The organism is Neobacillus canaveralius (assembly GCF_047237705.1).
In the GTDB taxonomy this organism is placed as follows: Bacteria; Bacillota; Bacilli; order Bacillales; family Cytobacillaceae; genus Neobacillus; species Neobacillus niacini_K.
This window is the reverse complement of the sequence record NZ_JBDFLL010000001.1, coordinates 4,271,985-4,285,565: the sequence shown is the minus strand read 5'-3', so window position 1 is coordinate 4,285,565 and position 13,581 is coordinate 4,271,985. Positions and strand designations below refer to the sequence as shown.

Sequence of the window (13,581 nt, the reverse complement as noted above, 5' to 3'; positions counted from 1 at the left end):
CGAAGTGCCTGGAGAGGAAATCAACAGACCAGTTTAAAAATTAGTCAAATTCATGTTCAAAACGAAGTGATGGCTGAACAAAAATTCTTTAATGTTTTCGTTACTTTTTTTCGATCAACTAAGGAAGAATAAATATTATTAAAGGTCCGGGCTATTTCCTGGTCTTTTTTTATAAGGAAAATAGGGATGTAAGTTGTGTTATATACTAACTTACAAGCTGTTTCAATCACTTTTTGTGTCAGATTCATTACTATATTTCCTTCTATTAAAAAAATGAAAATAACTAGTTTCCCATAAATATTACCATAAATCATATCACAAACTAATTATACAGTAAGTAAAACGCTTACCAAAATAAAAAAAGTATAGTTAATTATTCACATGTAACAAAGAAAAATAGATTAGTAAGGGAGTATGATCACATGCAGATTGAATCTCAAAATGTCGAACGCTGGAACCGAGTAGAAATTTCCCTTGACGGGCCGCAAATAGGAAATCCATTTTTAGAAGTCTCATTAAAAGCTGAATTTACATTTAAAGAACGAGAGATTTCTGTGAGAGGATTCTACGATGGGAATGGAGTATACAAAATTCGGTTTATGCCAGATGAGCCAGGTCAATGGTCGTTTAAGACGAGGAGCAATCAAATTGAACTAGATAATTTGAAAGGGAATTTTAACTGTATAGATGCTAGTGGCATAAATCACGGTCCGGTTAAAGTTTCGAATAGTACCCATTTCGCCTATGCGGATGGGAATCCATTTTATCCTTTTGGAACAACTAGTTACGTTTGGAATCATCAAACTGAAGAGTTGCAAAAGGAAACGATTTTATCATTAAATGAAAGCCCATTCAATAAAATTCGAATGTGTGTATTTCCAAAATACTATGAATATAACACAGCAGAACCTGCTCTTTATCCTTATGTTGGTGAACAGAAAAGGTTATATTCGGGTACATTTGATTTCACTGATTGGATGGTCAAAGAAAGCGATTTCAATTTTGTAAGATTTAATCCCCAGTTCTTCCAAAAGTTAGAACAGCAGATTGATACATTGCAGACACTAGGGATTGAAGTTGATTTGATATTGTTCCATCCATACGATCATTGGGGATTTGCTTCAATGGGGAAAGAAAATGATTTGCGATATTTAAAATATATTATTGCAAGGCTGGGTTCTTTCCGTAATATCTGGTGGTCAATGGCGAATGAGTATGACTTGATGGATTTAGCTCAACAGAAAAAGAAGGATGAATGGGATGATTTAATTCAATGTGTCGAGGATGAAGATTCCTATCAACATCCGATCTCGATACATAATTGGCATAATCCACCCATTCATGCGATGGATAATAGCCATTGGTATGATCATAAAAAAGAAAACATCAGCCATGTAAGTATTCAGCACGATAATTTGTTCTTTGTTCCAAAGTGGCATGAAACCTACAAAAAACCGATAATGATTGATGAATGCCGGTATGAAGGCAATTTAAATAACGGCTGGGGTAACATGAGTGCGAAAAAAATGGTTCAACAGTTTTGGGAAGGTGTCTGCCGCGGAGCTTATGTGACACATGGTGAAACGTACTTAAATGAAAACAATATTGTTTGGTGGTCTCACGGTGGAAAATTAATTGGTGAAAGTCCAGAGAGAATTGGTTTCTTACGGAAAATTATTGAAGAAGGTGAGCCGAAAAGATTAACGCCACTGGGGGCCGAGAGTTCTCATTGGGAAGTGGCTGCTGGTATTTCGAATGATTCTTTTGTACTGGTATACTTTGGTGACAGTCAGCCCACTTTTAAGGTGCTTGAGTTTCTACCAGAAGGTGTAGAATTCCATGGTGAACTTATTGATACCTGGAACATGACCATTATCCCACTAGAGAAAGCGATTACGAACAAAACTGTAATAGAATTACCCGGTCAACCTTATATTGCATTAAAACTTCTTAAAAACTAACAACTAATTAAAACGTTTTTACTATCTAGGGAGGGAAAACATATCTGAAGGGTACACTCTCGAAATAAAACCATGGAACTTATTAATTATAGAATCATAGTTGTCAAAAGTTACCTTAAATCAAAGACAGGAGGAGAAGTAATTATGTATCTGGTAATCGACATAGGGGGGACCTTCGCTAAATATGCACTGATGGATGCAGCAGGAAATATAAATGCTAAAGGAAAACGACCAACTTCAAGAACGAATTTAATAGAATTCGAATATGTGATTGATTCTATTATTGATGATCATGATTTAACCACAATAAATGGGATTGCCATCAGTTGTCCTGGGACGATTGATGTGGATACAGGCATGATTTATTATGGCGGATCGTTTCCTTTTTTACATGAAATGAATTTAGTAAATCGGCTTGAGGAAAAGTACGGAAAAGATGTATTTATTGAAAATGATGGCAAATGTGCTGCATTAGCAGAACTTTGGCTCGGAAGTGTGAAGGATGCCAGAGATTCCGTTGTTTTGGTACTTGGTACCGGAATTGGAGGAGGCATTATCATAGATAAAAAACTGCACCGTGGCGTTCATCTTTCTGCAGGTGAAGTTAGCTATGTGATGAATCAAATCGATCCATTAACTAAAAAAGCACAATTTTTTGGCTTAGAGTGTTCTGCTGTGGAAATGGTCCGGAGGATTGCTGAGATCAAGAAACTTGAAGATCAAACAGATGGTGAAAGAGTCTTTGAATATATTAAGCAAAACGATGAGGAAGCAAATGCAATTTTTAATGCATATTGTATTACCTTAGCAACACAAATATTGAATCTACAATATATCTTGGATCCGGAAGTTTTTGCGATTGGCGGTGGGATTAGTGTGCAGCCAATTTTGCTAGAGCGAATTCATTGGGCGATTGAGGAAGTAAAAAAGACCAATCCAATACATATCGCGAATCCAAGGATTGTTGCCTGCCAGTACCAAAATGATGCTAACCTATATGGGGCACTTTATCATTTTTTTGTTAGTAAAGAAAAACTAATTATGAGGTAATTTCATAATCCTATTCCAAGAATTGAACGAAAAGTCCCTATCCTTTATCGGATAGGGACCTTTTATTCTTTTTTGGAGATTTTTCTCAGGTCTTTGTTTCAGAAGTTAAATTTCTCACTACTAAGTCTGTATCAATCATTTCAGTATGAATAGTTGGATTTATCTAAAAAGTCAGATAAACAAAAATACGTAGTCGTTTTTCGAATAGATAAATAAAATAAAGTGCTTTATGATAAAGTTGGGAATTAAACATGATTAGATTCTTCTTAAAGTATATTCATGATACTTTAAAAATATGAATTGTAATGAAGGAGCGGAACATTAATGACGATTAAATACGTAAAAAATAAAAATGGTCCAACTTTAGCATATTCAACAACATCAGGAGTAACCATTATTGAGGAAGACGGGCTATTTTTTAAAGATTTGGATAAAGACGGAGAACTAAGTAAATATGAAGATTGGCGCTTAAGTCCTAAAGAACGTGCAAAAGATTTAGCTTCTAAAATGACGATTGAACAGATTGCTGGTTTGATGTTATACAGTGCCCATCAATCTGTCCCTGCGGCTGACCGCGGTTTTTTTGCTAGTACATTTGGCGGGAAAACATTTTCTGACAGTGGAGCGAAACCATGGGAACTGTCTGACCAACAGATTGAGTTTTTAACAAAGGATCATTTACGTCATGTATTAATTACAAGTGTACAAAGCCCTGAAGTAGCGGCCAAGTGGAATAATGAAGTACAAGCTCTTGTGGAAGGTGTAGGGCTTGGGATACCAGCCAACAATAGTTCTGACCCGCGCCATTCTTCTGATTCTAGCAAGGAATTTAATGAAGGTGCCGGCGGCCATATTTCTATGTGGCCTGAAACCCTCGGTCTTGCTGCTACATTTAATCCGAGTTTAGTACGTCAATTTGGTGAAATCGCTTCCAAGGAATACAGAGCTTTAGGGGTGACTACTGCCCTTTCGCCACAGATTGATATTGCAACAGATCCCCGCTGGTTCCGTTTCAACGGTACATTCGGTGAAGATTCCCAATTATCTGCGGACATGGCACGTGCTTATGTTGATGGATTTCAAGAATCTGAAGCAGATAAGGAAATTGTGGATGGCTGGGGCTATGAAAGTGTCAATGCTATGGTGAAGCATTGGCCAGGCGGCGGTTCTGGAGAATCTGGCAGAGATGCGCATTATGGGGCAGGCATGTACGCAGTTTATCCCGGAAATAACTTTGATGAACACTTGATTCCGTTTACAGAGGGAGCCTTTAAATTGGATGGGAAAACAGGGATGGCATCTGCAGTTATGCCATACTATACCATTTCTGTCGATCAGGATCCCAAAAATGGAGAAAATGTAGGAAACTCATATAATGAGTACCTCATTCAAGACCTTCTTCGAAATAAGTATGGTTACGATGGAGTTGTTTGTACGGATTGGAACATTACCCATAATTTCTCGGGGAAAATGGATTTATTTATTGATGGTAAACCATGGGGTGTAGAAAATCTCACTATAGAAGAACGGCATTATAAACTCTTAATGGCCGGAGTAGATCAATTTGGCGGAAATAATGAAAGGGCTCCTATCCTAGCTGCCTATCAAATGGGTGTGGAAGAACATGGGGAAGAGTTTATGAGGACTCGAATGGAGCAATCTGCAGTTCGTTTGCTCATGAACATCTTCCGTATGGGACTGTTTGAAAATCCATATTTAGACATAGAAGAAACTATCTCAACGGTAGGTAATTCGGAGTTTATGGAAACAGGATATCATGTTCAACTGCAATCAGTTGTCATGCTGAAAAACAAGAATCAAATTTTGCCACTTACAAAGCAAAAAACGGTCTATGTTCCGAAACGGTACTACCCTTCTAAGAAAGATTGGTTTGGAAATAGTATTCCAGATCGGACCGACTACCCTGTCAATATCGAATTAGTCAAAAAATACTTTAATGTAACAGATAATCCAATAGAAGCAGATGCTGCACTTGTCTTTATCTCAGGACCATATTCTGGTATTGGTTTTAGTTATGAGGATGTAGAAGCAGGCGGGAATGGATTTTTGCCAATAAGTCTTCAGTACCGTCCATATACAGCGGAATTAGCAAGAGAAAAAAGCCTAGCAGGAGATCGTTCATATAAAGGGAAAATCGTAAAGACTCATAATGAATGTGATTTGGATCTCATATTGGAAACCAAAAAAGCCATGAACGGAAAACCAGTCATCGTATCGATGCTTCTTTCGAATCCAACCGTGGTGAATGAATTTGAAAAGGAAGTCGATGGAATCCTTGTGAATTTTGGAGTGCAAGACCAAGCTGTTTTAGATCTTATAAGCGGTAAAGCAGAGCCATCCGCTCTCCTTCCATTTCAAATGCCGGCAAATATGGGAAGTGTTGAAACACAATTTGAAGATGTGGCACATGATATGGAATGCCATGTTGATTCTGAAGGTCATGTCTATGATTTTACATTCGGACTTAATTGGAATGGTGTTATAGAAGATGATCGCGTAAAAAAATATGAAAGATTAGTAGTAAAATAACCATATTGAATACTAGCTTTTGCTAATGAAGTAGATAATCCAAGGGTGTGTTCTCATAACTGCAGCGGAAGCAAACGGCCGAGTACTGTCAGTAGTGGGTATGTAGCTCATCTTCGTGATCAATGTAATACCTCCTCCAATCTTTATATTTTCAGTATGAAACATTGTTAGGTAAAAATCAATAGAATTATAACAAAACAAAAACCAAAAATATAAAAATGTTAGGTATATATTCACTATCACCAACCTAATGAATTTAATATAATCAAATTATCATAGATTGAAGGAGGTAGCAGAAAAATAGCCGATGGATGTATGACGCAATCATGAAAACAGGTAATGATTCTCTTTAAATTTATCTGGGAATACGATAGGTTATTTTGGGATTAAAAGCGTTTTCATTAGTCCACCTAAACAAAAATAGTACAAAAGTCATACTGGGGTGGAGGTAAAAACAATGGATTGCCTGATCTAATCACCATGATTAACAGAAGTACAGAAATGGTTGGATTTATAGAGGAGGTAGTAGAATTGGCAGGTAAAATGAAAAGATTATTGTTTTTAGTGTTTGTAATGGCTGTTACGTTTTCTTTCGGCTTAAGTGTTTCTGCAAAGGAGAAAGAAGGAGCGTACAGAACAGTCATTGAAGTTCAGGATTTTGGTCCAGTCATTACAAAGGTAATAGTTGAATTAGGCCAACCAGTTCCTCAAGGCGCAGTGATAGAGGATACTTTTAATGTTCATGTTGAAAAGACAGACCCAAGGGTAGCTGAGGGTGGTTGGGGAGCTCATGTTGAAGGGAACCGTACCGTAACGAATGCTTATGTTTCTGACAAAGATGGCAACGCAATTGATCAAGGCAGAGGAAAATACGCTGTCTTAGAAATGGAAATTGGTCCTAATGATTTATTAGGTTCAACTGTAAATTATGACTTTGCTTCAGGTCATAATGATTGGGTGGATTACGACTATACCATTACTCAAGTAAAAGATATCGTAGCACATTCAGGAAAAGGTGGAACGATTTCCGATTTAGTAATTGAAACTTTCGCAGGGGAAACTAGAGTCCTGGTGGATGATTTCACTACTGGTGATGCTACATATGGTGATATCACATTGTCTTATGCGGATTTCAAACCAGCAAAAGATAAGGGGAAAAACCCACTAATTATATGGTTACATGGTGGTGGGGAAGGTGGAAGTGATCCAACGATTGCAATCGGTGCGAACAAAGCTGTTGCTTTTGCTTCCGATGAAGCCCAAGAAATCTATGGTGGTGCTTATGTATTAGCCCCACAAGCGCCAACTTATTGGATGCAAAGTGAAAATAGTTTTGCTGACGGAACTTCTATTTATAGTAATGCGCTAATTTCTCTGATTAAAGACTATGTAGCGAATAACCCGGATATTGATCCTAATAAAATCTATATCGGTGGTGCTTCAAATGGTGGGTATATGACCATGTTATTGATCCGAGATAATCCCGGATATTTTGCAGCTGCATTTCCAGTGTGCGAAGGCTTATTCCATACACGTGTAACCGATGAGGATATTGTAAATATGATTCAAACTCCTATTTGGTTTGTTCATTCCAAAAATGATAGTGTATTAAATCCTAACTTCACCTCTATTCCAGCATACAATCGTATGATTGCTGCAGGTGCAAATAATGTTTACTTATCATTATTTGAGGATGTACGCGATACATCAGGATTATATACAAATGCTGATGGACAACCACATCAATATGATGGTCACTGGTCTTGGATCTATGTATTTAATAATGGACCATCCCAAATCATCGACGGTGTAGATACAACGATTATGGAATGGATGGCTGCACAGAAAAATTAATCCTTAAAGTGTAGGAATAAAAAAACTGCACCCCGTTTATTGGACACTCAACAAACGGGGTGCGTTTTTTTTATTGATTTAGGTAAAAAAATAGAATTATAGAATAACAAAAACAAAAAACATTAAAAATGTTAGGTTGATATTAGTTGATATTAACCTAACGATTTTAGTATAATCGAATTATACTAGATTGGAGGAGATAGCACGATGAATACCAATGAATTTATGACACAAACATGGAAACAGGTAATTCTTCCTTTTGAAATTGATTGCGAATATGTAAATCCGTTTTTGGATGTTTTGATTGAAGGAGTTTTTACAGGTCCGTCCGGGCAAAAAATTGTCCGGGAGGCATACTGGGATGGAGGTAAAAGTTACAAAATTGCGTTTGCGCCTACTGAAGTGGGTCAGTGGAAATGGATGTTGAAAGCACCGGAAGAAACAGGACTAAATGAAAAAACAGGACAGGTAACTTGCTTGAAATATGAAGGTGATCTTCCCATTTACAAACACGGTTTTCTTAGGGTGGATGCATCAAGAAGATTCTTGACGTATCAGGATGGAACAGCTTTTTTCTGGTTGGGAGATACACACTGGGCATTTGCATATGGAGAGAATTGGGAAGAATCCAACCATCCACAGATGGATAGTATGTTCAGAGGAATGGTGGATCGTCGAGTAAATCAAGGCTTTACTGTTTATCAGACAAATCTGCGCAGTGACCCGGGCAGTTGGGGTGGTGCAGAAAAGTATTGGGTGAAAGGCAAGATAGGTTCACTGCCAAATGTTCAGTTTTATCAGGAAGAATTGGATAGGAGAATGGAGTATCTTGCAGAGAATGGTCTTGTAAATGCTCTGGGATTTGCCTGGTTTATGTCGATTCAGAATAACATCACAACATACAAAAATATGGCACGATATATGGTGGCACGTTATGGTGCATTGCCGATGGTCTGGACCCTCGCTGGAGAGGTTGCTGGATATTTTGGTGAACCATCGAGATCTGAATTTATCAATGGTTGGCGGGAAGTTGCCAAATATATTGAGGAAATTGACGGATACGGACAGCTGCAGACAGCACATTATACAAATGAGCGTCCTTTTGCAGACTATTATTATGATGAAGAATGGTTTGACTTTACTCTGAATCAGGCGGGACATGGGGATTTTAATGTGACTGCACAGGATTTTTATGAGTATCGGAACGCTCATCCGGACAAACCTTTTATAGAAGGGGAGAGTCTGTATGAATTCTGTTCCACATTAGAAGAAAATGGCAGTAGATTATGTACTGCAGATATGGTGCGCAAAGTGGCATATACAGCTATGCAGCTTGGCAGCTGCGGCTATACCTATGGAGCTCAGGGAATCTGGGATAATGTGTGGGACAAACCGGAAAAACCTGACCCGTTCAATACATTCAATCGGTTTGGTATTACCTGGTATGAAGCGGTCGATGGAGAGGGTGCAATGCAGATGGGGTATATGCGTCAGTTTTATGAAAAAGAGAGTTTTGAGGAATTGGAACCGGTTGCAGTGTCTGCAACCAGTCCCTTTGGAAATAGTGAAGAAGGAAAAGTGGATATGTTTTCTCCACTGGCAACAGCAAATTCAGATAGAAGTCATATCATCATTTACTATAATGAGCATACCAGAGGTGGATGTGGTATCTCTGATTTGAAACAGAAAGAATATTCTGCTTCATGGTTTGACCCGAGAACGGGAGAATATACATCTGCTGTGACATCTTTTATTCCAAGTGAGGGAAAATGGGAAGCACCTGCGAGGGAACAAGGTGGAGACTGGCTTTTGGTAATCAAATTGAATTCTGAAAACTAACATGTTAAGATAAATTACACTATATTTTTGGAAAATGTTTGTTTCTAAAAATAGACTTGTAGAATGAAATTCTGGGGATGAAAATCATGGCAGGCATATCAATGAGAGAACTAGCAGAGTCTTTAGGCGTAAGTGTGGCTTCCGTATCTGTAGCGTTACGTGGGAAATCTGGAATTTCGGAGGAGACAAGGGTACGTATTCTCGAGGAAGCGAAAAAAAGAGGATATGATATGACAAAACTGAGCGTATCTGAATCAAAGGGAATCATTGAAATTATAGATTACACCTATTATAACCATAAAGCTGGTGCAACTAAAGAAATGTTTACTTATTATACCCAGTTTATCAATACAGCCACAGCTGCTATAGAAGAATATGGTTATCAGATATCGGGTCCCTATAATCCGAAAGAGCCAGGTTTTCTGTCCAGACCCAATGCCTCCGGAGCGATCCTGCTTGGGGCAGCGATTTCGAAAGAGGAACTTGAATTGTATCGGAAAGGCAAAAAACCTTTCGTTGTTTCGGGAAATTCTATGAATAGGATGGCCGTAAATACCGTATCCCATGATAATTATTATGGAATCGCGGTGGCACTTGATCATCTGATTTCTTTGGGCCATGAAAAAGTAGGCTATATATGTTCTGTAGGCGGAAACATTGGTACAGAAAGATATCATGCTTTTTTATCAGAAATGGCAATAAAGCAGTTGGTACCGGCAAATTACCTGGATCTTAGGAAAGAAGAAGCTGACAGCATGTTGAATGTAATAAATGACTGGCTAGATCAGAATAAACTGGAAGCGACTGCTATAATTTGTGATAATGATTTTATCGCAGCTTCTATGATGCGGGCATTACGGGACCATGAAATGGTCCCAGGCAAAGATGTTTCGGTGATTGGATTTGACGATCAGCCATTTTCTGCTTTGTTAGAACCGCCTCTAACCACTGTTCGTACGTATGAGGCTGAACTTGGGGCTGTATCAGTAGAACAACTGGTTTATTGTCTAGAACACCCAGGTTGTAAATTTAGGCATGTATATGTTGGGACAGAACTTGTGACAAGAGTAAGCACTTGCTCTGTCAACCATAAAAATAAAGTGGATGTATAAGGATTGAAAAAACTTTTAATGTCAAGTGTGTTAAGGTTTCTTATCATGTTCAATAATTTATGTATCAAAGTCATAAGGGGAAAAGTGGACAAAACAAGTAGGGTTCAGCTCATGTATCAATAAATGATATATGGGCTTTTTAGATGTAAGAATTTACTTCCAAATAGGAGTTTTCCTTTATCCATATTTATAAATTTTTTCGTCCTGTAATAACAAATTTTACTGTCATAAAATAAAAACAAACTACCTAGTTTTATATTCGATTTCGGAATTGCTGCTTACATATCTTCAACAAAAATAAAAAGCCTTGATTTATCAAGGCTTTTTGACGTCCCGAAGAGGATTCGAACCTCCGACCTACAGTTTAGGAAAAGTATGAAAATGGTTAGGATAGTAACAGAATTCTTTTCAAAACGCTTATTTATCAATCTTTTTAGTTAATAAATATCAATCCTGTACAATTACAATAAATATGGTTTTACTGGGTTTTTCGGCAAATTTTCGGCAAAATATCGCGTTTAGTAAATCTAAAATATTTATCCATAATTCAACGATTAACTAAAATCCCTGATTTTTGCGAAGAGCCGAAATCAGGCGTTTTTATGTAAGTCAGCTGTATTCTCCTATAAATAAATTATTAAAGTACAAATTTTCTAACGATATTACCATACTCTGTTTCAGCTAGAAATTATAATAAATTTCAAATCAAAGAAATTGGTTTGTTAAGGGAATTAAAAATAATAAAAGTAAAATAAAACTCTCTAGAAAATAAGGGGGGAAATGAAATAAATGATAAGGAAAAAGATTGAGGTACAACTAAACAATGGACTTCAGGCTCAAGCAGCCAGTGAGTTTGTGAGAAAAGCTTCTTCATTTAATAGTGACATACACATTTTAAAAGAAGGAAGATTGATTGGTGGTAAAAGTATTATGGGTGTTATGTGCTTGGCAATTAGAAAGGGAGAAGAAATCACACTTATAGCAGACGGAATGGATCAAAACAAAGCTGTGGCTGTCTTGGAAACATACCTTTTAAGTGGGAAAAAGAAATAGTCAATTTAATATATTAATATTAAAAATTTTTATTCATTATTTCATAGGTATTGAAGGTAAGTGGAGTGAAACAATTATGCATAAGCTTAGCACAGAACAATTGCTTGAAGTATATAAAGAAGCGATTAACTTAAATGTGAGCAAAGACTTTATTTTATTATTATCTGAAGAAATAAATAAGCGATTAATCACTGAATCTATTTAATAACTAAAACTAAAGCCGATAGCACGGTGATTAACTCGTATGGGTCCCCAACATTGATTCTAAACCACCCAGATAAAAAAATTTCCAGGTGGTTTGTTTTTCTATATGAAACAAAAAGGTCAGCTATACTATTCTTACTGATGAATCTACTAGTCTAAGCATATTCTCCTTTATATGATTAGCAGATATATAGCCAAATACTGTTGTTGGTCCTAATGTAGAACCTGGACCAGGGTAAACGCGACCCATTACTGAAGCTGAGCAATTGCCTGTAGCATATAATCCTTCTATCGGAATATTATTGCGCAGCGCTTGGCCATACTCATTTGCTACAATTCCGCCTTTCGTTCCTAAATCTCCGGGGAAGATTTTACAAGCATAAAATGGCGCTTTCTCGATTGCTCCTAAATTTGGGTTTTTGTAAGTAGGGTCCCCATAATAATTATCATAAGCTGAGTTACCACGTCCAAAATCTTCGTCTTTGCCTTTCTCAACGAATTTATTAAAGCGTGTGATGGTGGCTTTTAATCCTTCATAATCAATTTGACATTTTTCTGCAAGTTCTCTAATAGATTCAGCTTTAATTAAGAAACCGCTTTCAATAGCCTCTTTAGGTGTTCTTCTCGGCAGCATATCACCGAATAAGTATTTATTACGATTTCGACTTTCCATTATAAGCCATGAATGAATTGCCTTGCCGTTTTTTTCTTGACGTTCAAGAATAGCATGGCCAGCATCTGTATAAGACTGTGATTCATTGAAGTAACGCTCACCTGTTTGATCCACAATGATACAGTGTGGCATAGAGCGTTCATAAACTAAAAATTTTCGTGAACCGCTTACGTCCAAAGTTGTTGGTCCCCACCAAGCATCATCTAATAAAGCAGTATCAATATTATGTTTTTGAGCAATTAATAACATATCTCCAGTATTATCTGGACTTGCAGCAGTCCAATCGGTTCCAACATTATGATATTTTTTACGGAGATATGGGTTTCGTTCGAACCCGCCGCCAGCTAAGATAACAGCTTTACTTTTCAAGAAAAATGGTTTGCCTTCATTTTCTACTTCTACACCAATGATTTTATTATTTTCAATAACTAAATCGGTTAATGGTGTTAAGAGTTTAATAGCTACGTTATGATCAAGTGCAATTTTTAATAAGCGCCCAACTAGGCCAGATCCAATTGATATAGCATGATGGCCTTTCACTTTATGTTTAAAGCCATTGATAAACATTCCGACTACGGTATTAAAATCTTTCGCATTTGTAAAAGCTTTCGGTAGGGAGGCTACCTTGCCAGAGTATAAGGGTAATGGAGCTTCAATTTCTCCCTTCCTTAACGTTTTTTCATAGTCACCTAATAATCTGGCATCAAAAATTTCACCTTCAATAGAACGACCAATTTTACCTCCTGGTTTTTCTGGATAATAGTCAGGGTATAAACTGCCTGGAACCCATCTCATCCCTAAATCCTCTAAAAATTTCACCATTCGATGTCCATTTTTAACATAAGCTACTTTTCGTTCGTATGTTGAGGCTGGTCCTGTATCCTCAATTACTTCTTGCATATAAGTGAGCGCTTCTTCCTCACTATCTTGTAAACCTGCTTTCTTAGAAACATGATTATTTGGAATCCATAATCCTCCTCCAGATAGTGCTGAAGATCCACCCCATTCGCTCCCTTTTTCAACAATAACGGTATTTAAGCCTTGATAAGCTGCTGTGATTGCTGCTACGAGCCCACCGGCGCCACTACCAACAACTACAACATCGTATTCTTCATGCCAATTCATAAAATCCCTCCTAGTAATTACATACATTAAAGAAAATTTTATATAAAATAATCTAAATCCCAATTTGGTTTCAACCACTGCTCTTTATTTTTCTGTATTTTTTGATAATATTGAAAATAACTATAAATAAAGCATATACTTGACCCTACTGTGTTTTCAA

9 protein-coding genes are annotated in these 13,581 nt (G+C 37.2%); 8 read left to right on the top strand and 1 reads right to left on the bottom strand.

Going from position 1 to position 13,581, the window contains the following annotated elements; translation table 11 throughout:
• Nucleotides 1-422: 422 nt before the first annotated feature.
• From ABC255_RS21065 to sda, 8 genes are all read left to right on the top strand, one after another.
• Nucleotides 423-1,961 (top strand): DUF5060 domain-containing protein, encoded by a 1,539-nt coding sequence (locus ABC255_RS21065; protein ID WP_412996615.1) that lies wholly within the window; start codon nucleotides 423-425, stop codon nucleotides 1,959-1,961.
• A gap of 144 nt (nucleotides 1,962-2,105) precedes the next feature.
• Nucleotides 2,106-3,011, top strand: coding sequence for an ROK family protein (locus ABC255_RS21060; protein ID WP_412996614.1), 906 nt, complete (start codon nucleotides 2,106-2,108; stop codon nucleotides 3,009-3,011).
• 324 nt (nucleotides 3,012-3,335) lie between these two features.
• On the top strand, nucleotides 3,336-5,561 hold the full coding sequence (locus ABC255_RS21055; protein ID WP_412996612.1) for a glycoside hydrolase family 3 protein: 2,226 nt from the start codon (nucleotides 3,336-3,338) through the stop codon (nucleotides 5,559-5,561).
• 480 nt (nucleotides 5,562-6,041) lie between these two features.
• Nucleotides 6,042-7,415 carry a prolyl oligopeptidase family serine peptidase gene (locus ABC255_RS21050; RefSeq protein WP_412996610.1) on the top strand — a complete coding sequence of 458 codons (1,374 nt, stop codon included), beginning with the start codon at nucleotides 6,042-6,044 and terminating at the stop codon, nucleotides 7,413-7,415.
• 207 nt (nucleotides 7,416-7,622) lie between these two features.
• Complete coding sequence (locus tag ABC255_RS21045) at nucleotides 7,623-9,254, top strand: glycoside hydrolase family 140 protein (protein WP_412996609.1); 1,632 nt, start codon at nucleotides 7,623-7,625, stop codon at nucleotides 9,252-9,254.
• 86 nt (nucleotides 9,255-9,340) lie between these two features.
• Nucleotides 9,341-10,366: a LacI family DNA-binding transcriptional regulator gene (locus ABC255_RS21040; RefSeq protein WP_412996607.1), complete on the top strand. Its 1,026-nt coding sequence runs from the start codon at nucleotides 9,341-9,343 to the stop codon at nucleotides 10,364-10,366.
• A gap of 789 nt (nucleotides 10,367-11,155) precedes the next feature.
• Nucleotides 11,156-11,419 (top strand): HPr family phosphocarrier protein, encoded by a 264-nt coding sequence (locus ABC255_RS21035; RefSeq protein ID WP_412996605.1) that lies wholly within the window; start codon nucleotides 11,156-11,158, stop codon nucleotides 11,417-11,419.
• 76 nt (nucleotides 11,420-11,495) lie between these two features.
• On the top strand, nucleotides 11,496-11,624 hold the full coding sequence (gene sda, locus ABC255_RS21030) for a sporulation histidine kinase inhibitor Sda (protein ID WP_179157388.1): 129 nt from the start codon (nucleotides 11,496-11,498) through the stop codon (nucleotides 11,622-11,624).
• 123 nt (nucleotides 11,625-11,747) lie between these two features.
• On the opposite strand, the gene ABC255_RS21025 is transcribed toward sda, so the two are convergent.
• The gene (locus tag ABC255_RS21025; RefSeq protein ID WP_412996603.1) at nucleotides 11,748-13,421 is read right to left on the bottom strand and encodes an FAD-dependent oxidoreductase; all 1,674 of its coding nucleotides are present in this window, start codon (nucleotides 13,419-13,421) and stop codon (nucleotides 11,748-11,750) included.
• Between the last annotated feature and the right edge of the window lie 160 nt (nucleotides 13,422-13,581).